The 24,223-nt window shown below is 67.5% G+C and carries 21 protein-coding genes; 9 read left to right on the top strand and 12 right to left on the bottom strand.

Going from position 1 to position 24,223, the window contains the following annotated elements; all coding sequences use genetic code 11:
- Window positions 1–7: 7 nt before the first annotated feature.
- Window positions 8–1,375, top strand: a complete 1,368-nt coding sequence (locus AC4LGL_RS32215; protein WP_491842299.1) for an FAD-binding oxidoreductase — start codon at window positions 8–10, stop codon at window positions 1,373–1,375.
- On the opposite strand, the gene AC4LGL_RS32210 is transcribed toward AC4LGL_RS32215, so the two are convergent.
- Together AC4LGL_RS32210 and AC4LGL_RS32205 are read right to left on the bottom strand one after the other, a co-directional pair.
- Window positions 1,353–3,041, bottom strand: a complete 1,689-nt coding sequence (locus AC4LGL_RS32210; RefSeq protein WP_491842298.1) for a DHA2 family efflux MFS transporter permease subunit — start codon at window positions 3,039–3,041, stop codon at window positions 1,353–1,355. The genes AC4LGL_RS32215 and AC4LGL_RS32210 overlap by 23 nt on opposite strands.
- Before the next feature lie 78 nt (window positions 3,042–3,119).
- Window positions 3,120–4,403 (bottom strand): multidrug effflux MFS transporter, encoded by a 1,284-nt coding sequence (locus tag AC4LGL_RS32205; protein ID WP_491842297.1) that lies wholly within the window; start codon window positions 4,401–4,403, stop codon window positions 3,120–3,122.
- 122 nt (window positions 4,404–4,525) lie between these two features.
- Between AC4LGL_RS32205 and AC4LGL_RS32200 the strand changes: the two genes are divergently transcribed.
- The 3 genes from AC4LGL_RS32200 (at window position 4,526) to AC4LGL_RS32190 (ending at window position 10,536) form a co-directional block, all read left to right on the top strand.
- The gene (locus tag AC4LGL_RS32200; protein WP_491842296.1) at window positions 4,526–5,293 is read left to right on the top strand and encodes a hypothetical protein; all 768 of its coding nucleotides are present in this window, start codon (window positions 4,526–4,528) and stop codon (window positions 5,291–5,293) included.
- Between the two features lie 143 nt (window positions 5,294–5,436).
- Entirely contained in the window at window positions 5,437–9,159 is a 3,723-nt protein-coding gene (locus AC4LGL_RS32195) for a multifunctional oxoglutarate decarboxylase/oxoglutarate dehydrogenase thiamine pyrophosphate-binding subunit/dihydrolipoyllysine-residue succinyltransferase subunit (protein ID WP_491842295.1), read from the top strand.
- 66 nt (window positions 9,160–9,225) lie between these two features.
- Window positions 9,226–10,536 (top strand): MFS transporter, encoded by a 1,311-nt coding sequence (locus AC4LGL_RS32190; protein ID WP_491842294.1) that lies wholly within the window; start codon window positions 9,226–9,228, stop codon window positions 10,534–10,536.
- A gap of 18 nt (window positions 10,537–10,554) precedes the next feature.
- Here AC4LGL_RS32190 and map read toward each other — a convergent pair whose 3' ends face one another.
- Complete coding sequence (map, locus tag AC4LGL_RS32185; protein WP_491842293.1) at window positions 10,555–11,316, bottom strand: type I methionyl aminopeptidase; 762 nt, start codon at window positions 11,314–11,316, stop codon at window positions 10,555–10,557.
- A gap of 69 nt (window positions 11,317–11,385) precedes the next feature.
- Here map and AC4LGL_RS32180 point away from each other — a divergent pair, with 69 nt between their 5' ends.
- The 3 genes from AC4LGL_RS32180 to AC4LGL_RS32170 are packed head-to-tail and all read left to right on the top strand — an operon-like array spanning window position 11,386 to window position 13,316.
- On the top strand, window positions 11,386–11,646 hold the full coding sequence (locus tag AC4LGL_RS32180; protein ID WP_491842292.1) for a helix-turn-helix domain-containing protein: 261 nt from the start codon (window positions 11,386–11,388) through the stop codon (window positions 11,644–11,646).
- Window positions 11,647–11,684: 38 nt separating this feature from the next.
- Window positions 11,685–12,455, top strand: coding sequence for a class I SAM-dependent methyltransferase (locus AC4LGL_RS32175; RefSeq protein WP_491842291.1), 771 nt, complete (start codon window positions 11,685–11,687; stop codon window positions 12,453–12,455).
- 36 nt (window positions 12,456–12,491) lie between these two features.
- Window positions 12,492–13,316, top strand: coding sequence for an SDR family NAD(P)-dependent oxidoreductase (locus AC4LGL_RS32170; protein ID WP_064960400.1), 825 nt, complete (start codon window positions 12,492–12,494; stop codon window positions 13,314–13,316).
- Between the two features lie 20 nt (window positions 13,317–13,336).
- Here AC4LGL_RS32170 and AC4LGL_RS32165 read toward each other — a convergent pair whose 3' ends face one another.
- Both AC4LGL_RS32165 and AC4LGL_RS32160 read right to left on the bottom strand, forming a co-directional pair.
- Window positions 13,337–14,179, bottom strand: coding sequence for a glycine betaine ABC transporter substrate-binding protein (locus AC4LGL_RS32165; RefSeq protein WP_491842290.1), 843 nt, complete (start codon window positions 14,177–14,179; stop codon window positions 13,337–13,339).
- Window positions 14,180–14,187: 8 nt separating this feature from the next.
- A complete protein-coding gene (locus AC4LGL_RS32160; RefSeq protein WP_491842289.1) occupies window positions 14,188–15,399 on the bottom strand; it encodes an NAD(P)-dependent malic enzyme in 1,212 nt (403 codons plus the stop codon).
- A gap of 134 nt (window positions 15,400–15,533) precedes the next feature.
- Between AC4LGL_RS32160 and corA the strand changes: the two genes are divergently transcribed.
- Window positions 15,534–16,637 carry a magnesium/cobalt transporter CorA gene (gene corA, locus AC4LGL_RS32155; RefSeq protein WP_491842288.1) on the top strand — a complete coding sequence of 368 codons (1,104 nt, stop codon included), beginning with the start codon at window positions 15,534–15,536 and terminating at the stop codon, window positions 16,635–16,637.
- Here corA and AC4LGL_RS32150 read toward each other — a convergent pair.
- From AC4LGL_RS32150 to AC4LGL_RS32125, 6 genes are all read right to left on the bottom strand, one after another.
- Window positions 16,634–17,245, bottom strand: a complete 612-nt coding sequence (locus AC4LGL_RS32150) for a suppressor of fused domain protein (protein ID WP_491842287.1) — start codon at window positions 17,243–17,245, stop codon at window positions 16,634–16,636. The genes corA and AC4LGL_RS32150 overlap by 4 nt on opposite strands.
- On the bottom strand, window positions 17,242–18,552 hold the full coding sequence (locus AC4LGL_RS32145; RefSeq protein WP_491842286.1) for an ABC transporter ATP-binding protein: 1,311 nt from the start codon (window positions 18,550–18,552) through the stop codon (window positions 17,242–17,244). The genes AC4LGL_RS32150 and AC4LGL_RS32145 overlap by 4 nt, the downstream gene beginning before the upstream one ends.
- A gap of 4 nt (window positions 18,553–18,556) precedes the next feature.
- Complete coding sequence (locus tag AC4LGL_RS32140; RefSeq protein ID WP_448448516.1) at window positions 18,557–19,381, bottom strand: ABC transporter permease subunit; 825 nt, start codon at window positions 19,379–19,381, stop codon at window positions 18,557–18,559.
- A 40-nt stretch (window positions 19,382–19,421) separates the two neighbouring features.
- Entirely contained in the window at window positions 19,422–20,312 is an 891-nt protein-coding gene (locus AC4LGL_RS32135) for a carbohydrate ABC transporter permease (protein ID WP_491842285.1), read from the bottom strand.
- The gene (locus AC4LGL_RS32130) at window positions 20,309–21,706 is read right to left on the bottom strand and encodes an ABC transporter substrate-binding protein (protein WP_491842284.1); all 1,398 of its coding nucleotides are present in this window, start codon (window positions 21,704–21,706) and stop codon (window positions 20,309–20,311) included. The genes AC4LGL_RS32135 and AC4LGL_RS32130 overlap by 4 nt, the downstream gene beginning before the upstream one ends.
- A gap of 181 nt (window positions 21,707–21,887) precedes the next feature.
- Window positions 21,888–22,394, bottom strand: coding sequence for a YflT domain-containing protein (locus AC4LGL_RS32125; RefSeq protein WP_491842283.1), 507 nt, complete (start codon window positions 22,392–22,394; stop codon window positions 21,888–21,890).
- A gap of 127 nt (window positions 22,395–22,521) precedes the next feature.
- Between AC4LGL_RS32125 and AC4LGL_RS32120 the strand changes: the two genes are divergently transcribed.
- Entirely contained in the window at window positions 22,522–23,196 is a 675-nt protein-coding gene (locus AC4LGL_RS32120) for a DUF4190 domain-containing protein (protein ID WP_491842282.1), read from the top strand.
- Window positions 23,197–23,241: 45 nt separating this feature from the next.
- Here the strand turns inward: AC4LGL_RS32120 and AC4LGL_RS32115 are convergent, their stop codons facing one another.
- On the bottom strand, window positions 23,242–24,198 hold the full coding sequence (locus tag AC4LGL_RS32115) for an HpcH/HpaI aldolase/citrate lyase family protein (RefSeq protein WP_491842281.1): 957 nt from the start codon (window positions 24,196–24,198) through the stop codon (window positions 23,242–23,244).
- Window positions 24,199–24,223 lie beyond the last annotated feature (25 nt).

The raw sequence follows: 24,223 nt of genomic DNA, 5'->3' as shown, positions 1-24,223 counted from the left end.
CCAACCGGTGACTGAAACGCTTACCGGAACCCTTGCCGGAATCGTCGGTGCCGGCTACGTCACCACCGATCCCGACGTGCTGGACGGCCGGTGCGTCGACCACACCGGGCGGTATCGCGGACAAGCGGCAGCTCTGGTCCGGCCCGGCACCGCCAACGAAGTAGCCGCGGTGCTGCGCGCCTGCCGCGATGCGGGAGCGTGTGTCACGGTGCAAGGCGGCCGCACCTCGCTGGTGGCAGGGACGGTGCCCGAGAACGACGACATCCTGCTGTCGACCGAGCGCCTCACCGAGATCGGCGTCGTCGACACCGTCGAGCGCCGTGTCAGCGCCGGCGCCGGGACTCCCCTGGCAGCGGTGCAACGCGCCGCCACCGCAGCCGGATTGGTGTTCGGGGTGGACCTGGCCGCGCGCGAATCGGCCACTGTCGGCGGGATGGCCTCCACCAACGCCGGCGGTCTGCGCACCGTTCGTTACGGCAACATGGGCGAGCAGGTGCTGGGCCTGGACATCGCACTGCCCGACGGTTCGGTGGTACACCGGCACAGTCAGGTCCGCCGCGACAACACCGGCTACGACCTGGCCTCGCTGTTCGTCGGCGCCGAGGGGACGCTCGGCGTGATCACCGCGCTGGATCTGCGCCTGCATCCCACCCCCACCCACCGGGTCACCGCGATCTGTGGGTTCGCCGATCTGGAAGCGCTGACCCGCACCGGCCGCCTCTTCCGCGACCTCGATGGCATCGCGGCCCTGGAGCTGATCGACGCCCGGGCCAGTGCGCTGACCGCCGAGCATCTCGGCGTCCCCGCCCCGGTCGACGGCGCCTGGCAGTTGCTGATCGAACTGGCCGGCGACAGCGACCAGACCGAACGGCTGGCCGACGCGCTGGACGGGGCCGACCTCTGTGGTGAGCCGGCCGTCGGCATCGACACAACCGCCCAGCAGCGGCTGTGGCAGGTACGGGAGTCGGTGGCCGAGGTGCTCGGATTGTTCGGACCGCCATTGAAATTCGATGTCTCGCTGCCGCTTTCGGCGATCCAGGACTTCGCTGCCGACGCCACCGAACTGATCGCCAGCCATACCGCGGACGCCATTCCGGTGCTGTTCGGCCACATCGGGGAGGGCAATCTGCACCTGAACGTGCTGCGGTGCTCCACCCACGCCGAAGCGGGGTTGTATGCCGCGATGATGACGTTGATCGCCGACTGCGGCGGCAACGTCAGCTCCGAGCACGGCGTCGGATCGCGTAAGCGCGACTATGTGGCGATGTCACGCACCGAGGCCGACATCGCGGCCATGCACACGATCAAGGCCGCATTCGATCCGGACGGATACCTCAATCGCGCCGTGCTGTTCAATCCTCGCGCTCGGCCATGAACTCGGCGTAGATGTTCTCCCATTTCTCGGGGTCCTCGGCCAGCGGCAGCACCCGGAACGAGTCGGTCACCGCGTCCGCCGCGCCGTCTCCATCGTTGTGGTGATGGCTCACCGTGAACTCGACGTAGTCGTCGTCATCGTCGTCGCGGGGGTCCAGGTAGGGATCCGGGTCGGACGCGAAGACCGGCTCGGCATCGAAGCCGAGCAGGAAGAGCGCCGCCACCACCCCGAACAGCGCGATGAACGCCGGCAGGAGCATGGACTGCGACATCGCCGCGGCGAACGGCGCGTGCAGGAACTCCGGCAACTCGGCGACCGCGCCCTCACCGCGGGGCGCCGCAGCGGCCGCCCCCGGCATCTCGGCGCCGATGCGCGACGTCATGTACGCCGCGATCCCCGCGCTGCCCAGCACCGAACCGACCTGGCGGGTGGCGTTGTACACGCCGGATCCGGCCCCGGCCAGATCCGGCGGCAGGTTGCGCGTCGCGGTCGCTGCCAACGGGGACCAGATGAACGCCATGCCGACGCCCATCACCAACTGCGGCAGCAGCAGCCGCCAGATCGGCGTCGTCGGGGTCATCTCCATCGCCAGCCAGGTCAGCCCGATCGCCATGGCCGAGAAACCGAAACCGATCACCGGCGTCGGATGCGCCCGGTCGACGATGCGGCCGACGACCGGCGCCAGCACACCGCTGGCGATCGCCGTCGGAGCGGTCAAGAGTGCCGACCGGATCGGCGACAGTCCGCACACCGTCTGGGCGTAGAACATCAACGGCAGGATCATCGCGGTCACCGCGAACCCGATCGTGGCGACGCCGACGTTGGCCAGGCTGAAGTCGCGATCTTTGAAGATCCGTAGCGGGATCAGCGGCTCGGCGGTGTTGACCGCCTGCCAGCACACGAACGCGACCATCACGGCAATGCCGACCGCGCCGGTGGCCCACACCCACGGCGCCCAGTCGCGCGACTGCCCCTCCTGCAGTGCGAACACGATCAGGAACATGCCGACACCGGACAACACCACGCCCAGCACGTCGAACCGGTGGGCCTGGGTGGGCAGCACGGGCACCAGCCAGACCGCCAGGGCGAAGCCCACAACCCCGATCGGCACGTTGACGAAGAAGATCCACTGCCAGCCCAGTCCCCCGACCAGCACGCCACCGGCCAGCGGACCGACCAGCGTGGCCACCCCGGCCGTCGCGCCCCACACACTCATTGCCACGCCGCGCCGCTCGGGCGGGAAGATGCGGGTGATCGTGGACAACGTCTGCGGCGTCAGCAGGGCCGCCCCGATGCCCTGCACCACACGGGCCGCGATCAGCATCCCGATGCTGCCGGCCAGACCGCACCACAGCGAGGCCGCGGTGAACACGGCGAGGCCGGCGAGGTAGAGGTTCTTGGGGCCGTAGACATCGCCCAACCGGCCCGCGACGAGCAGCGGCACAGCGTAGGCCAACAGGTAAGCACTGGTCACCCAGATCACGCCGTCGTAATCGGCGCCGAGCTCTTCCATGATGGTCGGATTGGCGACTGCGACGATCGTGGCGTCGACCAGGATCATGAAGAAGCCGACCATCATGGCCCACAGTGCGTTCCACGGGTTGTCCGCACGCGCGGGCGCCGTGCCCTGCGGGCTCGGGGTGCGGGCGTTCAGCGCTGGAGACATGGCGATGCGGTGTGTTGGGCCTCGGGTCCGGCTCAGTTGGGTTGTTGGCGGGCCCAGCCGACGCTACCCGGGAGCGCGTCAGACGGGCTCGACAACCGCCTCGGAAACGACGAGCGTGTCGCCCGGGTATTCGCTCGGCCCGGCATCGTCGTTACGCCGACCGACCAGCAGCAGCGCCGTCAGGGCGATCGCCATGCCGGCCGTCATCACCCACGACAACGCCAGCGCACCGTTGCCAAGGGCCCCGATCGCGGGCGCCACCGCGGCGCCGAGCCCGAACTGCGCCGCGCCCAGCAGCGCGGCCGCGGTTCCGGCAGCGTCGGGATGCCGCGACAGTGCGAGGGCCGGGGCGTTGGGCAGCACCAGGCCCATACCGGCCAGGATCGCCAGTACCGGCGCCACGAACGCGGACAGCCCACCGACGTGCGCGACGGTCAGCACCACGAACACCACCCCGGCAAGCGTCGACCAACTCAACGCCGCCACCGTGATGGCCTGCGGCGAGAACCGGCGCAGCAGCACGACGTTGAACTGGGTGGAGCCGATCAGCGCGATCGCGCCCGCGGCGAACACCAGCGCGAAGGCCTGCTGGTCGAGACCGTAGTGGCCCTGCAGGACGAACGGCGCCGCCGAGATATAGGCGAACAACCCGGACATACCCAGCGCGGCGACCAGCACCAGGATCACGAATCGGGAGTCACGCAGCAGCTCGATATACGTGCTGACGATGCCGCTCACCGCGAGCGGGCGCCGGTGGGCGACCGGCAGCGTCTCGGGCAGGGCGAGCGCGGCCATCGCCAACAATCCCCCGGCCACCACCACCAGCGCGACGAAGACCCAGTGCCAGGACCCGTGCAACAGCACGGCCGCCCCCAAGGACGGGGCCAGCACCGGGGCCACTCCCAGCACCAGCATCAAGCGCGACATCACCGTGGCCGCCACCGTGCCGCTGAACAGGTCGCCGACCACGGCGATGGCCACCACCGAGGCCGCCGCCGCACCCATGCCCTGCAGACCGCGCGCCAGCCCGAGGACGGTGATGTTGGGTGCCAGCACGCACAGCACCGAGGCCACCATGTGCAGCACGATGCCCGCCATCAACGGGCGCCTGCGTCCCAGCGAATCCGACAGCGGGCCGACGATCAGCTGGCCGAGGGCCAGACCGGCCAGGGTTCCGGTGAGCGTCAACTGCGACACCGAGGACGAGACCGAGAGTTCCTCGGCGATCCGAGGTAGGGCCGGCAGATACATGTCGATGGTCAGTGGACCCAGCGCCACCAGGGCACCCAGGACGAGAATCATCCGGATTCGGCTCGGCGCGGCCGGCAATGTCGTCTGGTCCACGTCGGGCGATGATGCCATGAAGGTGAACAGCCCCGCATTTCAGTTTTTTGTTCCCGTGACCGCTGTCACCCTCGGGCACCGGCAACGGGTGGCCGTTCGTTCTCCCGACGTCAGGTCAAGCGATAGCCTGGCAGTCAACGATGGGTTCACACCTGGGAGGCCCCGAAGTGCGTGCGCGGTCCAAAGCCCTGCCTGCGAAGATCGAAGAGACCGAAGATCCCAGCACGGCGGCGAAGGTGCTCTCGGCCATCATCGAGCGCAGCTCGCGCGTCCAGGCCCCGGCCGTCAAGGCCTACGTGGACCGGTTGCGCAGCCATCAGCCCGATGCCACCCCGGCCGAGATCGTGACCCGGCTGGAGAAGCACTACCTGGCCGCGGTGATGGCCAGCGGCGCCGCCGTCGGTTCGGCCGCCGCCTTCCCGGGCATCGGAACCCTGGCGGCGCTGTCGGCCGTCGCCGGCGAGACGGTCGTGTTCCTGGAAGCCACGTCGGTGTTCGTCCTCGCCGTCGCCGAGGTGCACGGCATCCCGGCCGACCATCGCGAACGGCGCCGTGCACTGGTGCTTTCGGTCCTCGTCGGCGAAGACAGCAAGCACGCCATGGCCGACCTGCTGGGCACCGGACGGACCAGCGGTGCGTGGCTGTCCGACGGTGCGGCGACGCTGCCGTTGCCCGCGGTCTCTCAGCTCAACTCCCGGCTGGTCAAGTACTTCGTCAAGCGGTATACGCTCAAGCGCGGCGCGATGGCTTTCGGCAAGATGCTGCCGGTGGGCATCGGCGCTGTCATCGGCGGGGTCGGCAACCGGCTGATGGGTAAGAAGATCGTCGCCAACGCCCGCCAGGCGTTCGGCGCACCCCCGCCGCGGTGGCCCGCAACGTTGCATGTGCTGCCGTCCGCCAACCCCTGAGGACCATGCTGACCTCAGGCGGCGCTGAAAGGCGATAGCCTTTATGCGGCGGTCCAGAGGGGTCGACCGCCCACAGAAGAACACAAGCGGCAAGCCTGCATGTGACGGCTAGCCGGACACAAGAATCGAGGCGAGTGTCTGCCGTGAGCAGTTCACCTTCACCATTCGGGCAGAACGAGTGGTTGGTCGAGGAGATGTATCGCAAGTTCCGCGAGGATCCCTCTTCGGTGGATCCGAGTTGGCACGAATTTCTGGTCGACTACTCCCCTGAACCCACCACCGACAACACCGTCGCCAACGGTCAGCCGGCGGCGCAGGCAGCGCCTGCCGCCGCACCGCCAGCAACTCCCGCCGCGCCTGCGGCACCCGCTCCGCCTGCGGCACCCGCTCCGGCAGCGGCGCCCGCCAAGGCCGCACCGGCCAAGGCTGCTGCACCGGCCAAGCCGGCGAAGCCGGGCCCCACCCCCGCCGAGGGCGACGAGTCCCAGGTGCTGCGTGGCGCCGCGGCGGCCGTGGTCAAGAACATGAACGCGTCGCTGGAGGTGCCCACCGCGACCAGCGTGCGGGCCATCCCGGCCAAGGCGATGATCGACAACCGCATCGTCATCAACAACCACCTCAAGCGCACCCGTGGCGGCAAGGTCAGCTTCACCCATCTGCTCGGCTACGCGATCGTGCAGGCGGTCAAGAAGTTCCCGAACATGAACCGGTACTTCGCCGAGGCCAACGGCAAGCCGGCTGCGGTCACCCCGGCCCACACCAACCTCGGCCTGGCCATCGACCTGCCCGGTAAGGATGGCAACCGGTCACTGGTCGTTGCTGCGATCAAGCGTTGCGAGACAATGCATTTCGGCCAGTTCATCGCCGCCTACGAGGACATCGTGCGCCGGGCCCGCGACGGCAAGCTGACCGCCGAGGACTTCTCCGGCGTGACCATCTCGCTGACCAACCCGGGCACGATCGGCACCGTGCACTCGGTGCCGCGGCTCATGCAGGGCCAGGGCGCCATCATCGGCGCGGGCGCCATGGAGTACCCGGCCGAGTTCCAGGGCGCCAGCGAGGAACGCATCGCCGACCTGGGCATCGGCAAGCTGATCACCCTGACATCGACCTACGACCACCGCATCATCCAGGGCGCCGAGTCGGGCGACTTCCTGCGCACCATCCACACCCTGCTGCTCGACGACGAGTTCTACGACGAGATCTTCCGCGAACTCGGCATCCCGTATGAGCCGGTGCGCTGGCGCACCGACAACCCGGACTCGATCGCCGACAAGAACGCCCGTGTCATCGAGCTGATCGCGGCCTACCGCAACCGCGGCCACCTGATGGCCGACATCGACCCGCTGCGGCTGGACAACACCCGCTTCCGCAGTCACCCCGATCTCGACGTCAACACCCATGGCTTGACGCTGTGGGACCTGGACCGCGAGTTCAAGGTCGACGGGTTCGCCGGCAAGCAGTACATGAAACTGCGCGACGTGCTCTCGGTGCTGCGTGACGCCTACTGCCGCCACATCGGCGTGGAGTACACACACATCCTCGAACCCGAGCAGCAACGCTGGATCCAGGAACGCGTCGAGGTCAAGCACGACAAGCCCACCGTCGCCGAGCAGAAGTACATCCTGAGCAAGCTCAATGCGGCCGAGGCATTCGAGACCTTTCTGCAGACCAAATACGTTGGGCAGAAGCGCTTCTCGCTGGAAGGCGCGGAGACCGTCATCCCGATGATGGACGCCGTGATCGACCAGTGCGCCGAGCACGCGCTCGACGAGGTGGTCATCGGCATGCCGCACCGCGGCCGCCTCAACGTGCTGGCCAACATCGTCGGCAAGCCCTACAGCCAGATCTTCACCGAGTTCGAGGGCAACCTCAACCCGAGCCAGGCCCACGGCTCCGGCGACGTGAAGTACCACCTCGGCGCCACCGGCACCTACATCCAGATGTTCGGCGAGAACGACATCGAGGTGTCGCTGACCGCCAACCCCTCGCATCTGGAAGCCGTCGACCCGGTGCTCGAGGGTCTGGTACGGGCCAAGCAGGATCTGCTGGACGGCAGCAAGGACGCCGACGTCTCCGGCGAGTACCCCGTCGTCCCGCTGATGCTGCACGGCGACGCCGCGTTCGCCGGCCAGGGCGTGGTCGCCGAGACGCTGAACCTGGCCCTGCTGGACGGTTACCGCACCGGCGGCACCATCCACATCGTGGTGAACAACCAGATCGGGTTCACCACGGCGCCAACGGATTCGCGCTCCAGCGAGTACTGCACCGACGTCGCCAAGATGATCGGCGCACCGATCTTCCACGTCAACGGCGACGACCCCGAGGCGTGTGCCTGGGTGGCGCGGCTGGCAGTGGACTTCCGCCAGGCGTTCAAGAAGGACGTCGTCATCGACATGCTGTGCTACCGCCGCCGCGGACACAACGAGGGCGACGATCCGTCGATGACTCAGCCGTACATGTACGACCTCATCGACACGAAGCGCGGCTCCCGCAAGGCCTACACCGAATCACTGATCGGCCGTGGCGACATCTCGATGAAAGAGGCCGAGGACGCCCTGCGCGACTACCAGGGTCAGCTGGAGCGGGTGTTCAACGAGGTCCGCGAGCTGGAGAAGCACGCGGCCGAGCCCAGCGAATCGGTCGAGGCCGACCAGCAGATCCCGCAGCGGCTCGCCACTGCGGTGGACAAGTCCCTGCTCGCCCGTATCGGCGACGCCCATCTGGCCCTGCCGGACGGGTTCACCGTGCACCCGCGCGTCAAGCCGGTGCTGGAGCGGCGCCGCGAGATGGCCTACGAGGGCAAGGTCGACTGGGCGTTCGCCGAGTTGCTCGCGCTCGGGTCGCTGGTCTCGGAGGGCAAGCTGGTCCGGATCTCCGGCCAGGACACCCAGCGCGGCACGTTCACCCAGCGCCACTCGGTGATCGTCGACCGTAAGACCGGCGAGGAGTTCACCCCGCTGCAGCTGCTGGCCACCAGCACCGACGGCACCCCCACCGGCGGCAAGTTCCTGGTGTACAACTCTGCGCTGTCGGAATACGCCGCGGTGGGCTTCGAGTACGGCTACTCGGTGGGCAATCCCGACGCAATGGTGTTGTGGGAGGCGCAGTTCGGCGACTTCGTCAACGGCGCCCAATCGATCATCGACGAGTTCATCAGCTCCGGTGAGGCCAAGTGGGGCCAGCTCTCCGACGTCGTGCTGCTGCTGCCGCACGGCCACGAGGGTCAGGGTCCCGACCACACCTCGGGCCGCATCGAGCGCTTCCTGCAGCTGTGGGCCGAGGGCTCGATGACGATCTCGGTGCCGTCCACCCCGGCGAACTACTTCCACCTGTTGCGCCGGCACGGCATGGACGGCATCCAGCGTCCGCTGATCGTCTTCACCCCGAAGTCGATGCTGCGTAACAAGGCCGCGGTCAGCGATATCCGCGACTTCACCGAGAACAAGTTCCGTTCGGTGCTGGAGGAGCCCGTCTACACCGACGGCGAGGGCGACCGCAGCAAGGTCACCCGCGTCCTGCTGTGCAGCGGCAAGATCTACTACGACCTGGCGGCCCGCAAGGCCAAGGACAACCGCGAAGACGTGGCGATCGTTCGGCTCGAACAGCTCGCCCCGCTGCCGCGGCGCCGGTTGGCCGAGACGCTGGACCGCTACCCGAATGTCACCGAGAAGTTCTGGGTACAGGAGGAGCCGGCCAACCAGGGCGCCTGGCCGTCACTCGGCCTGACCCTGCCCGAGGTGCTGCCGGACTACTTCAACCCGATCACCCGGATCTCGCGGCGCGCGATGTCGGCTCCGTCATCGGGATCGTCGAAGGTGCATGCCGTCGAACAGCAGGAGATCATCGACCTGGCCTTCGGGTAGGCGCGGGTTTCGATCAGGGTGCGCGCAACGGTGGGCGGAGCGTCGGGCGGTCACTAGACAACTAGGGTGACTATCGCAGCCGCCCCGCCCACCGCCTCCACGGCGACGCCCGCCTCGGGAAACACGGTGCGCACGGCGGTGCTGGCCAGTGTGCTCGGGACGACGATCGAGTGGTACGACTTCTTCCTCTACGCCACGGCCGCCAGCCTGGTGTTCAACCACACCTTCTTCCCGGACCAGAGCTCGTTCGTCGGCACGATGCTGGCATTCGCCACGTTCGCGGTCGGGTTCGTCGTCCGGCCCATCGGCGGATTCGTGTTCGGCCACATCGGCGACCGGATCGGCCGCAAACGGACGCTCGCCCTGACCATGCTGCTGATGGGCGCGGCGACCGCACTGATGGGAGTGCTGCCCACGGCGGCGCAGATCGGTGTGCTGGCCCCGATCCTGCTGCTGGTGTTGCGCGTGGTCCAGGGATTCGCTCTCGGCGGCGAGTGGGCCGGCGCGGTGCTCTTGGCCGTCGAGCACAGTCCCCGGCATCGCCGCGGACTGTTCGGCAGCATCCCCCAGGTCGGACTGGCTCTGGGGCTGGCACTGGGCACCGGGGTGTTCGTGCTGCTGCAGTTGTGGCTGTCTGCCGAGGCGTTCCAGACCTACGGCTGGCGGATCGCGTTCCTGTTCAGCGTCGTGCTGGTGATCTTCGGTGTCGTGGTGCGGTTCCGGGTGGCCGAGACCCCGGCGTTCGAGAAGCTGCGCGACGATGACGAACGCTCGGCGGTCCCCGTGAAGGAGATCTTCCGGCCCCCGGTGTTGCGTTCGACCGTGCTGGGCCTGCTGTCGCGCTGGGGCGAGGGCGCCGCGTTCAACACCTGGGGCGTGTTCACCATCGCGTACGCCACGACGACGCTGCATCTCGGCAAGGTGCCGGTCCTGATCGTGGTGACCGCGGCGGCGCTGGTGATGGCGGCGCTGCTGCCGGTGTCGGGTCTACTCGCCGACCGGTTCAGTCCGAAAGCGGTCTACGCATCGGGAATCGCCGCCTACGCCGTCGTCGTCTTCCCGGCGTTCGCCCTGTTCAACACCGGCAGCATCACGGCCTATGCAGTGGGAATGTTGTTGGCGTTCGGTGTCATTCACGCGTGGTTCTACGGCGCGCAGGGCACGCTGTACGCCTCGTTGTTCCCGACGCGGACCCGCTACACCGGGCTGTCGACGGTGTATCAGCTCTCCGGCGTCTACTCCTCGGGCCTGACCCCACTGATCCTCACCGCGCTGATCGCCGCCGGTGGCGGAGCGCCCTGGCTGGCGTGCGGGTATCTGGTGGCCACCGCGGTGATCAGCGTCATCGCCACGCTGCTGTTGCGCCCGCAGCATTGAGCAAGAGGCCAGCACGACTCAACACGTGAGTACCACCGGGCCCGATTCGGTGATCGCCACGGTGTTCTCGGTATGCGCGGTGCGGGAACCATCGGCGGATCGGATGGTCCAGCCGTCACGGTCGAAGACGATGCGGTCGGTGCCCGCGGCGAGCCACGGCTCCAGCGCCAGCGTCATTCCCGCCCGCAGCTTCATGCCGCGGCCGGGCTTGCCGCGGTTCGGGACATGCGGGTCCTCGTGCATGGTCCGGCCCAGCCCGTGCCCACCGAATTCGAGGTTGACCGGATATCCGTAATCGGCGGCGACGGCGCCGATGGCGGACGAGATGTCACCGAGCCGATTCCCTGGACGCGCAGCGGCGGTGCCGGCCTCCAGCGCCTCCTCGGTGGCCCGAACCAACCGTGCATCGGCTGCTGCCGGAGTCCCGACGATCACGGTGCGGGCCGCGTCGGCGACCCAGCCGTCGATGGACACCGCGAAGTCCATGGTGAGCACGTCGCCGTCGGCCAGCCGGTAGTCATGCGGAAGCCCGTGCAGCACAGCATCGTTGACCGAGAGGCAGATGACGTTGCGAAACGGGCCGCGACCGAATGACGGGTCGTAGTCCCAGTAACACGATTCGGCACCGCGGCGCTTGACCATGTCGCGGGCGTGCAGCTCGAGGTCGAGCAGGTTGACCCCGATATCCGCGAGCCCGCTCAACTCGGCGAGCACCTGGGCCACGAACCGTCCGGTGACGCGCATCTTCTCGATCTCGGCGGCGGTCTTCAGCTCGATCATGTCCACACTCTCCTCGGTATTTAAATACCAACACTAGCGGTATATAAATACCGGCGCTACCGTGGTGGCGTGGTCCGCACCCCGCTCACCCCCGCACAGATCGCAGCCGGTCGCCGGCTCGGCGAGACCCTGCGTACCGCCCGGGGCGCCCGCCCGCTCGACGAGGTCGCCACGCACGCCGGCATCTCCCCGGAGACGTTGCGCAAGATCGAGACCGGCCGGCTACCCTCCCCGGCGTTCGGCACGGTCGTCGGACTGAGCGATGCCCTGGGAATTCCGCTGGAAGCCCTGGCGGAAGTCTGGCGGCCGGTGCGCGCGGCCGCGTCGTAGCCCACCCACTCCCAGCCGACCTGGCTACCGTGGGAGAAATGGACTCCCCCGACTACGGATTCGACGGCGATTACAACGCGGTGTCCGCGCCCGCCCAGGCCGCGATCGCCGGCGGTGCATTCACCGCCCTGCTGGTCACGACGATCGTCAACATCGCCCGTGGTCGACGCCGAACCGCCTGTGTCACAGGCGCTTCCGCTGCACTTCTGGCGAGCACCGTTTCGTCGTTCGTGCACACCACCCGTCGCGGCAAGTTCGCAGTGTGGCGCGACATCCTCGATGGCCTGGCCCTGCGCGGCGATGAGACGCTGCTCGATCTCGGCTGCGGCCGCGGCGCGGTGCTGCATGCCGCGGCCAAACGACTGCCACGGGGACGCGCCCTCGGCGTCGATCTGTGGCGCGCCGATCAGACCGGCAACTCGCCGGAACAGACGCTGGCCAACGCCGCGGCCGAGGGCGTCGCCGATCGGGTCGAGGTGCACACCGGTGACATGACCGCCCTGCCCTTCGACGATGCCAGTGTCGACGTCATCGTCAGCAGCCTGGCCATCCACAACATCCCCGATCGGGCCGGGCGGTCCCGCGCCCTCGACGAAGCCGCCAGGGTGCTGCGCCCGGGCGGGCGGCTGGCCATCGCCGATATCTGGGAAACTCGGCGCCATTCCGAGCGTCTGCGCGCCAAGGGCTGGCAGCATGTGCAGCGACAGAATCTCGGCTGGCGGATGTGGTGGGGCGGCCCCTACGTCGGAACCCACCTGGTGACAGCGACCAAGCCGGCCGACACAACCGGGACCGCGGGTACCGGGTAATCTCGACGCAAGTCGAACGACACAAGGGAGTGTTCTATGGAGGGCTTCGCCGGAAAGGTCGCCGTCGTGACCGGCGCCGGATCAGGCATCGGACAGGCGCTGGCCATCGAACTCGGACGTTCCGGGGCCAAGGTGGCGATCTGCGACGTCGATACCGAGGGCCTCGCGGTCACGGAGGAGCGCCTCAAGGCGATCGGCGCCGAGGTGAAGACCGACCGGATCGACGTCACCGAGCGCGAGGCCTTCCTGCTCTACGCCGACGCGGTCAAGGAACACTTCGGCAAGGTCAACCAGATCTACAACAACGCAGGCATCGCGTTCACCGGCGACGTCGAGATCAGTCAGTTCAAGGACATCGAGCGGGTGATGGACGTGGACTTCTGGGGCGTCGTCAACGGCACCAAGGCCTTCCTGCCGCACCTGATCGAGTCCGGCGACGGACACGTCATCAACGTCTCCAGCCTGTTCGGCATCTTCTCGGTTCCGGGTCAGGCCGCCTACAACTCGGCCAAGTTCGCGGTGCGCGGCTTCACCGAGGCCCTCCGTCAGGAGATGGCCCTGGCCAAGCATCCGGTCAAGGTGACCTGTGTGCACCCCGGCGGGATCAAGACCGCCATCGCCCGCAACGCCACCGCCGCCGAGGGACTGGATCAGAAGGCCCTCGCCGAGACCTTCGACCGGAAGCTCGCCAACACCACCCCGCAGCGCGCGGCCACGATCATCCTCGAAGCGGTGCGCAAGGACCGGGCACGAGTGCTCGTCGGTGCCGACGCCAAGGTCCTCGACGTCATCGTGCGGATCACCGGCTCGGCGTACCAGAAGCTGTTCGCAGGCGCGATGGGGCGGATGCTCCCCCGCTGACGCCGAGGGTTGCCGAGGGGCTAGTGGCCCAGCGGGTTGGACTGGAGAAATTCGTCGGCCACCGCGCCGGGATCCTTGCCCTCGGCGACCTGCCTGCGCATGTCGGCCAGCGATCCGGTGTCCAGGACACCGGCGATCTCGTTGAGCGCCAGGACCTGGCGTTCGTTGAGTGTGTTGCGGCGATACAGCGGCACCACGTTCTCACCGCGGATCAGCGAAGTCTTGTCGGCCAGCACGGTCAGGTCCGACGGGATGGCCGGATCGGCCGTCGTCGACCACGCCGCATTGACCTTCCCGTCGCGCAGTGCCGCGAACAGGCTCTTGTCGTCGGGGAATGTGACGGCCTTGGGCAGCGTGCACGTGCCGACGGCCTTGGGCACCTGCCCCTTGCCCACCGCACCCGGCCGGGCCTGGACGCAATTACGGCGCAACGCGCTCAGATCGGTCCCGCCCCACGCCGTGGCGGTGGCCTCGGTGACCACCAGCGCGGGCTTGTCCTGTGCCGACATGGTGTAGTCGCCGGCCGCGACGCCTTCGGGCAGCGCCGAGACCAGGTCCCGGTAGACCTGCTCATCCGCGCGGGCGGTGGCGGCCGGATCCAGCCGCGTCAGGAACCGGCCGGTGAACCCCGGCTGCACGGTCACCGATCCCGAATCCAACACCCCGGGGGTGCCGTCGGTCTCGGTGACCACGGCCGGCGTGCCGTAATAGCGCAGTGCCGCGGCGTACAGATGACCGAGCAGTGCAGACTCGGGCGCCGGCCCCGCCCCGACCGTGAGAGCGGCCGGGGCCGAGTGGCCACCGCAACCGGCAGACACCAAAACGAACAGCACCAACAGCGCCAACGCCCACGTGCGGCGCATTCGCGAACTCAGGATTCTGCGGTGTCAGCCGCCGCCGCGACCGCGGCCGCAACCGCGGGACCGACCCGCGGATCGAGCGCACTGGGCACGATGTGGTCGACCGCGAGATCGTCGCCCACGACCGAGAAGATCGCCTCGGCAGCCGCCACCTTCATCTTCTCGGTGATCCGGCGGGCCCCGGCGTCGAGCGCCCCGCGGAACACGCCCGGGAAGGCCAACACGTTGTTGATCTGGTTCGGGAAGTCGCTGCGTCCGGTCGCCACCACTGCGGCGTACTTGCGGGCCGCGTCCGGGTGGATCTCCGGGTCCGGGTTGGACAGCGCGAAGACGATGGAGTTGGGGGCCATCGTCGCGATGAGCTCCTCGGGCACGACGCCGGCCGACACCCCGAGGAACACGTCGGCGCCCTCGAGCGCCTCGGCGACCCCGCCGGTGAGCTTGCGCGGGTTGGTGCGCCCGGCCAGCTCGGCCTTGAAGGAATTGAGGTTGTCCCGGCCCGAGTGCACGATGCCCTGCGAATCGAGCACGACGACGTCGGTGATGCCCTTGTTCAGCAGGATGTTGGCACACGCCACACCCGCTGCACCGGCGCCCGAGATGACCACGCGCAGTGCATGGATGTCACGCTCGAGGACCTTGGTGGCGCCCAGCAGCGCGGCCAGCACCACGATGGCGGTGCCGTGCTGGTCGTCGTGCATGACCGGGCAGTCCAGCGCCTCGATGACCCGGCGCTCGATCTCGAAGCACCGCGGCGCCGAGATGTCCTCCAGGTTCACCGCGCCGAAGGTCGGACGCAGCCGGATCAGGGTCTCGACGATCTCGTCGGGATCCTTGGTGTCCAGCACGATCGGGATCGAGTTCAGCCCGCCGAAGGACTTGAACAGCGCGCTCTTGCCCTCCATGACCGGCAGCGACGCGGCGGGGCCGATATCGCCGAGACCCAGCACCGCGGTGCCGTCGCTGACCACCGCGACCAGGCGGTTGGCCCAGGTGTACTTGGCGGCGAGCGTGTGATCCGTGGCGATCGCCCGGCTCACCTGGGCGACACCGGGGGTATAGGCGATCGACAGTGCACGCTGGGTGTCCAGCGGCTCCTTCAACTCGACCGAGAGCTTTCCGCCTTCATGAGCATCGAAGATCTCGGCGTCTTCGATGACAACTTGCGGGGTGCGCTCCGCTGACGAGCGCTCGGACGAGGAGGCGACTGTACTTTCCGACACGGCGCAAGGGTACTTCAATGCCAAATCTCACAGGGCCCGGTTCCCCGCTGGTGAGCGTTACTTAACAGTAACTGCGCGTAGCATTCGGTGTGCTGATCAGGTTGCCGCAACACCGCGCAGGAAGGTCGCAGATCATGCCCTCATTCCGCGCCTTGCCGCCGGCCCTGCGCGCGACCGCAAGGACCCGCCCCGCCGATCCCGACGCCAAGACGATCCATGTCCCGGTGGCCCGGGCGATGGTGGACTGCGGTGTCTACTGCGGCGGTGACCGGCTGCCCGGCAAGTACACCCACGCCGCAGCGCTGAACAAGGTCCGCGAGTTGCAGAACGCGGGTCAGAAGGCATTCGTCTGGATCGGGCTGCACGAACCCGACCAATTCCAGATGCAGTCGGTCGCAGACGTTTTCGGATTGCACGAGCTGGCGGTCGAGGACGCGGTGCACGCCCACCAGCGCCCCAAGCTCGAGCGGTACGACAAGACCTTGTTCCTGGTGCTCAAGACCATCAACTATGTCGAGCACGAGTCGGTCGCGCTGGCCCGCGAGATCGTCGAGACCGGCGAGATCATGATCTTCGTCGGGCCGGACTTCGTCGTCACCGTCCGCCACGGCGAGCACGGCGGACTGGCCGGCGTACGTAAGCGGCTCGAATCCTCGCCTGCCACCCTGAAACTCGGACCGTTCGCGGTCATGCACGCGATCGCCGACCATGTGGTGGACAGCTACCTCGACGTGACCGATCTGATGGAAACCGACATCGACGCGATGGAGGAGGACATCTTCTCCCCCGGCACGCACACCAACATCGAAAGCATCTACCTGCTCAAGCGGGAAGTCGTCGAGATGCGCCGCGCGGTGGCCCCGTTGACCCTGGCCCTGGCCCGCCTGCTCACCGACCACAACGACCTGATCTCGGTCGAGGTGCGCCGGTACATGCGCGACGTTCACGACCACAATGTGCAGGCCTCCGATCGCGTCACGAGCTACGACGAGATGCTCAGCTCGCTGGTGCAGGCCGCGCTCGGCAAGGTGGCCATGCAGCAGAACGTGGACATGCGCAAGATCTCCGCGTGGGTGGCGATCGCCGCGGTGCCGACCGCGATGGCCGGGATCTACGGGATGAACTTCGAGCACATGCCCGAATTGCAGTGGACCTGGGGCTATCCCGCCGTGCTACTGGCCATGGCGCTGATCTGCTTCGCGTTGTATCGCACGTTCCGCCACAACGACTGGCTCTAGCTGGGGCTTGCTGCCCTCCTGGTCGGATCCAGCACGTCCACCCCATCGGTCTGCCACGCCTCCCGCATGGCGTCCGCACCCTTCAGGCGCACCCAGGCTGCCTCGGTGGCGGTGATCGGGGTGGCCGAGAGCACGGTCACCGGCGACAGTGGATCGGCCAGGGTCACCTCGCCGATATCGCTGGGGCCCAGCAGGAATGCGCTGAACGGTGCGGAGTCGAACAACTGCGTCTCCAGGTCGATGAGCGCGTCGGCCTCCAGCACCAGACCTTCCACCGCGGGCGCGGCAGCCAGCACGGCCAGCGACCGGGCCAGCCCGCCCGGGGTCGGACCCCGCAGTGAGAGCACCACCTCGGCCCGGGGACCGTGGATCGGATCGGAGACCAGTTCGGTCGGATCGAACATCGGGTGGCGCGAACAGCCCACCGTCACATAGTGATACAGATCCTGTCCGCTACCACCAGCGCGCAGATCCGGGCCGAACCGCAGGACGTCGATGCGCTCGGTACCCAGGAAGGTGACGCTGGCACTGACGGGTTCCGCGGTAATGCCTGCCGCACCGAAGTATTCGCCCACGTGGGCGCGGACGGCAGCCAGGACGTCGATCACTCTGCTGTCGGTTCTCCGGCCGGCTCGGCCGACTCGGCGGATGTGGGTGCCTCGGATTCCTCGGCGGGCTCGGTCTCGGCGGGCTCGGTCTCGGCGGGCCCGGTCTCAGCCTCCGCGGTGTCCTCGACAGGCTCGGTACGGGTCAGGTTCACCCCGGTCGCGGCGTCGAAGATCGCCAACTTCGAGGTGTCGAAGGCCAATTGGATCTGCTGGCCGCCCGCAGCCGTGGACTCGGCAGACACCCGGGCCACGAACTCATTGGCACCGGCGCCGGAATCCGCGGCCAACTCGGCAAGCTGCGCCGCCTCGGCGCCCGCACCCTCGATGGTGAAGTGCACGTACTTGTCGGCACCGAGCGACTCCACGATGTCGGCGCGCACCGGGAAGCTCAGGGCCCGGATCCGCGCGTAGCCGTCGAGCAGCGAAGCATCCTCGAGGTGCTCGGGCCGGATCCCGACGATGATGTTGTCCGGCTTGGGATGGCGCGCCACCTGATCGTGCACCTGCTGGGTCAGGGTGACATCGCCGAACGGCAGCCGCACTCCGACGTCGGTGAACGTGGCGGGGAAGAAATTCATCGCCGGTGATCCGATGAAGCCGGCCACAAACAGATTCGCCGGGTTGTTGTACAACTCGTCGGGCGTGCCGATCTGCTGAATCTCGCCCGCCAGCAACACCACAACCCGGTCGCCCAGGGTCATCGCCTCGGTCTGGTCGTGCGTGACGTAGACCGTGGTCGTGCCCAGCCGGCTCTGCAGTCGCGAGATCTCGGCGCGCATCTGCACACGCAGCTTGGCGTCCAGGTTGCTCAGCGGCTCATCCATCAGGAATGCCTTGGGGCGACGCACGATTGCCCGCCCCATCGCCACCCGCTGACGCTGTCCGCCCGACAACTGGGCAGGCTTGCGATCGAGCAGTTCGGTCAGGTCGAGGATCTTGGCGGTCTCGGCGACCTTGGCCTCGATCTCATCCTTCTTGAGCTTGGCCAGGGTCAGCGGGAAGGCGATGTTCTGCCGCACCGTCATATGCGGGTAGAGCGCATAGGACTGGAACACCATCGCGATATCGCGGTCCTTGGGCGCCTTCTCGTTGACCCGCTCGCCACCGATGCGAAGCTCGCCCGACGAGATGTCCTCAAGCCCGGCAATCATGTTCAGCGTGGTGGACTTACCGCACCCTGAGGGCCCCACCAGAATGATGAACTCGCCGTCGGCGATGGTCATCGAGAACTCTTTGACGGCCTCTCTCGTGCCGCCCGCACCGTCGGGGTAACTCTTGGTGACCCGGTCCAACACAATTTCGGCCATCCAATTACCCCTTTACCGCACCGGATGTCAGGCCAGCGACGATCCGCCGCTGGAAGATGAGAACAAAGATAATGATCGGGATCGTGATGACCATCGCACCCGCCGCGATCGACCCGGTGGGTTCCTCGAACTGGGAACTGCCGGTGAAGTTCGCGATCGCCACCGGCGCGGTGATCGCCCGCTCGGTCGCGGTCAGCGACAGCGCCAAGAGCAGGTCGTTCCACGCGAAGATGAACACCAGGATGGCCGCTGTGACGATGCCCGGCGCCGCCAACGGAGCGATCACCTTGCGGAAGGCCTGCGCCGGGGTGGCCCCATCCATCTTCGCGGCCTTCTCCAGATCCCAAGGGATCTCTCGGAAGAACGCCGAGAGCGTGTAGATCGCCAACGGCAGCGCGAAGGTGATGTAGGGAATGATCAGCCCCGGCCAGGTGTCGAACAGGCCGATACTGCGCCACAGGTTGAAGATCGGGGTCACCAGCGAGATCTGCGGGAACATCGCGATCAGCAGCGCAACCCCCACCAACAACTTCTTGCCGGGGAAGTCCAGTCGGGCCACCGCGTAGGCCGCCATGCCGCCGATGGTCACCGCGATCACCGTGGTGATCAGGCCGATGCCGATCGAGTTGATCAACGCCGAGGTGAAGATGTTCCCGGTGAAGATGCCCTTGTAGTTGTCGAACGTGATCTGCGACGGAATCAGCTTGCCGTCCTTGACACTCGACGTCGGCTTCAACGACAGCGACAGAATCCACAAGACCGGTATCAACGCGTAGAGCACCACCAGGATGTTTACGACCGTCCACCCGGTCGCGCGCCGCGCACCCACTCGCTCGCTCATCGGTGTCCTCCGCTCTTCGCGCAAGCGCTCATCGGCCCTCCGCCTCTGCACCGGGAGCCGACGCACCGAACAGCTTGATGAAGATGAACGCGATGACCGCCACCGACAGGAAGATCAACACGCTGATGGCCGAACCCAATCCGAGGTTGAACGCCTTGAACAGGTTGTCATACCCCAGGATCGACACCGACCCGGTGCTGTTGGCTCCTCCGGTCAACACATAGATGTTGTCGAAGATCCGGAAGGCGTCCAGGGTGCGGAACAACAGGGCGACCAGGATGGCCGGTTTGATCAGCGGCAGAATAATTTTCACCAACCGCGTCCACGCTCCGGCCCCGTCGACCTCGGCGGCGTTGAGCAGATCCTGCGGCACCAGCGCCAGCCCGGCCAGCAGCAGCAGAGCCATGAAGGGCGTGGTCTTCCACACTTCGGCCAGCACGATGATGGCCAGCGAGGGCAACTGTTCGGTCAACGGTGCGCTGCCGTCGGGCAGCAGGTTGGCGAGATACCCGGTGCCGGGCGTCCAGGCGTAGTACCAGCTGTAGGAGGCTGCCACCGTCACGATCCCGTAGGGAATCAACACCGCGGTGCGGACCACGCCCTTGCCGAAGATGGTGCGGTGCATGACCAGTGCCAGCGCCATGCCGAGGACGAACTCGATCGTCACCGAGACGATGGTGATCGCCAGGGTCACCACGAACGCGGTCCACCAGTACCGGTCGGTCAGGATGGTCTGATAGTTGGCGAACCCGACAAAGGCGGTGTCGTCGGGGGCGGCCAGGTTGTAGCGCTGCAGGCTCAGCCACACCGCGTAACCGATCGGATACGCGGTGACCGCGATCATCAGGATCACCGCGGGCGCGATCAGCGCGAACGCCAGCTTGCGTTCGGAGGCGCGGTTGTCGGTGCGGGTGGTCACGGGATCAGCCCCTTGCCGTCGATGGCCTTCTGCACCTGTTCAGTCAGCTCATCGGCGGTGCGCTCCGGATCGATGTCGGTGATCGGGGCCAGGGTGGCCGAAATGCGGGTGGACACAGCCTGATAGACCGGGGTGGCGGGCCGCACCGCGGCGTTGGTCAACTGCTCGCGGATGACGGCGTACTGCGGGTACTTGGCCTGGAACGCCGGGTCGTCGTAGAGCGACTCCCGCACCGCGGGCAGACCGCCTTCGACCGAGGTGTAGCGCTGGTTCTCGACATTGCGCAGGCAGCGGATGGCTTCGAAGGCCTCGGCCTTGTGCCTGCTGGTCTTGGCCACTGCGAGGTTCAGCCCGCCGATGGTCACCTTTGCCGGCGCGCCCTCGGACACCCCCGGGTAGTTCGCGAAGCCGAACACGTCTTTGCTGGCCTCATAGGCCGACTCGAACTGTTCGTCGGTCGGCGAGAAGGTGCCGAGATCGTTGATGGCGCCGGTCAGGTCGGCACGTTTGTCGAGGGGAAGGAAGTTCACCCCACCCTTGACGGCGTTCTCCAGCAGTGAGGGCAGCACGAACGGCCAGTTGACTTCGAGCGCGGCCTTGCCCTGTTCGAGGGCAAGTCGGGCAGTCCCCTCATCGGTCTGGGTCACCGAGGGATCGGCGCCGGGCGCGGTGGCAACCGATTTGATGATCTGCAGCGCCTTGACCGTCGCCGCGCGATGTTCCGGGGTGTCGGTCAGTGTGACGGTCTTGCCGTCCTCGGAGAGCACCTGGCCGCCGGCACTGGCCAGCAGGGTGTTGAACCACACCACCAGGCCCTCGTACTGCTTGGCCTGCACCGCAATCCAACTGGGCTTGCCCGCCGCGTGCAGTCGCGAAGCCTCGGCGACCATGCCGTCCCAGGTGGACGGCGGCCCGTCCATCAAATCGGCGCGGTACCAAAGTAATTGGGTATTGGTGGTGATCGGTGAGGCGTACAACTTGCCTTGCCACCGGGCCGTCTCCAGCGGTCCGGGCAGGGTGTTCGATTCCGCGTCGGACTCGGCTTCACCGGCCGGGTCCTCGGACAGTGGCACGGCCCAGCCGGCCTCGGCGAACTCGGCCGTCCAGACCACGTCGAGCGCCATGATGTCGAGGGTCTTGTCGTTACCGGTCAGCCGCCGGGCAAGCTGCAACCGTTGGTCGTCAGCGCCTTTCGGCAAACTCACCTGCTTGATGGTGAAACGGTCGCCGAGTTCGGCATTGCAGCGTTTGGCCACGGCGGTGAAAGTCGCCATCTCGTTGGCCGGGGTGTAGTAGTTGATGACGATCCCGTCATCGCCTTTACCACAAGCCGACACCACCGAGGCCGTCGTCAACGCGGCCACTGCCGCAGCACATAGCCGCCGAGCGCGCACCGCTCTGCCTCCCGTCCGAGTCATCTCTCGCCGCCGGAGCGGCCCCCACGACGCCGGAGCGGCTCCCGCGCGCAAACCGTAGAGCCATGCCCGCATATGTGCAACAGTGCCGGGCGCGCCGCGTCACAATCGTGACCTGCGGAACTTTGCCACCGCACCCCCGCCCTTGAGGCGTCGCGGGTCAGATCGTCAAGCGGGCCAGCAGATCTCGACCCTGCTCGGCGCCCTGCGGGTCGCACAGCACGTCATAGCGGCCGGCGACCAGCTGCATCGTCGAACTGAAATCTCTTGTGCCGCGAGCCATCGCGTACGGGATCGCCGAGGTGATCAAGCCGAAGAAGACGCCGGCGACCAGACCGGTGAGCAGCGCGCTCCACGGGTTGGGGCTGAAGAAACCGAGGATCAGGCCGATGAACAGGCCGAGCCAGGCGCCGGACAACACACCGCCGCCGAGCACCTTGGGCCAGTTCAGCCGGCCCGTGACCCGCTCAACCTGCATGAGATCCACCCCGACGATCGTCACCTGCTGCACGGGGAACTGTTGGTCGGACAGGTAGTCGACGGCACGCTGGGCCTCCGCGTATGTCGGGTAGGAGCCGATCGGCCAGCCTTTGGGCGGCGTCGGCAACGCGCCGCGCGCCGTGGGCGCGGCGCCGGGTGTCTGACCGGACTGAAATGGGCTCGTCATCGAACTTCACTCTCCTCCGCACCGCCTGCTCGGCGGCTGCTCTCGTTACAGCAACGCCCTCGCACCGGAATTGGTGCCGGAGTCACGCCCCCCTTGGCGTCATTGTCCGTGCGCTAGGTTGATCAGCATGACAAACGCGGACGGCAACGCGGGCGAAACGCCGCCATCCGACTCCGGCTCCCAGCCGTCTGAACTGTCGTCCAGCGGCTACGAAGCACCTTCGATCGAGCACTCTCAGGATCGGCCGGATACCGGCGCGGCGCAACCGTCGTACGAGTTCGCGCCCCCGCCCCCCGGTCCCGGCACGCCTTACCCGCCTGCGATCGACTACCCCGCCGACATTCCGTACGACTACCCGCCACCGCCGGGTCTGCCGCCGTCATTGCCCGGTGGCTCCAGCTATCCCCCGCCGCTGCCCGGATATCCGCCACCGCCGCCGGGTTACGCAACACCGGGTGGCTACCCCGTCGGCGTGTCCGGCTACCCCGGATACCCGGGCGGTTACGGGATGCCACCGGCCAACCCCACCAACAGCATGGCGATCGGATCACTGGTCGCCTCGGCCTTGTCGCTGATCATGTTCTTCGCTTGCGGGGTCGGACTGCTCGCCGCCCTGGTCGGTATCGGTCTCGGGGTCGTCGCGCTCAATCAGATCAAGCAGAGTGCCCAGTCGGGCTACGGTCCGCAGGTCGAGCAACCGGGCCGCGGCCTGGCGATCGCCGGCATCGCTGTCGGCGCCCTCGGCGCCCTGTTCAACGGCCTCTGGCTGCTGTTCTTCATCGGCACCGCCTTCGGCTCGTAGCCCGGCTTGCTGCGCCAAATCCGGTACAGCACAGCAAGATCCGGCCTAACGCGGCGGACGGAACGGGTCGGCCAGCCGGTTCATCCCCGCCGCCCGCCCCTTGCCCGCGATCACCAGCGCCATCTTGCGGCTGGCCTCGTCGATCATCTCGTCGCCGAGCATCACCGCACCCCTGGACCCGCCGGCCTGCGAGGTGTGCCACTCGTAGGCGTCCAGGATCAGCTCGGCGTGATCGTAATCGGCCTGGCGCGGGCTGAAGATCTCGTTGCCCGCCTCGATCTGGTCCGGGTGCAGCACCCACTTGCCGTCGTAACCCAGGGCCGCTGAGCGCCCGGCCACCCGGCGGAACCCGTCGACGTCACGCACCTTCACATACGGCCCGTCGATCGCGTTGATCCCGCGACTGCGCGCCGCGATCAGGATCCGCATCAGGACATGGTGGTGGGCGTCGCCGATGTCGTACCCGTCGGGTTGCCCGCCGACCTCCAGAGTGCGCATGTTGAGGCTGGCCGCCATGTCACCGGGGCCGAGCACCAGCGCCCGCACCCGCGGGCCTGCGGCGATCGCGTCGACATTGGTCAGTCCCTGCGCGTTCTCGATCTGCGCCTCGATCCCGATCCGGCCGGGTTCGAGCCCGTGGGTGACCTCCAGCTGCGACAGCAGCAGGTCCAGCGCCTGAACATGGGCCACCTCGGTCACCTTGGGCAACACGATCAGGTCCAGCACCGCGCCTGCCGTGGACACCACCTCGATCACGTCGGCGTAGGTCCACGGGGTGGTCCAGTCGTTGACCCGTACCCCACGCAGCTGTCCGGCCCAGCCGTCACCGGCCAACGCCGCCGCCACCTGTGTGCGGGCCGACGCCTTGGCCTCGGGGGCCACCGCGTCCTCAAGATCGAGGAACACCTCGTCAGCAGGCAGAGCCTTGGCCTTCTCGATCATCTTCAGGCTGCTGCCCGGAACCGAGAGGCACGTTCTGCGGGGTCGATACGTGTTCTCCACGACCACAGTCTCTACCGTTTGCCGT

This window comes from Mycolicibacterium arcueilense (assembly GCF_058536225.1).
Note: the sequence above shows the minus strand (reverse complement) of the source record. Positions and strands in the feature narration are given on the sequence as shown.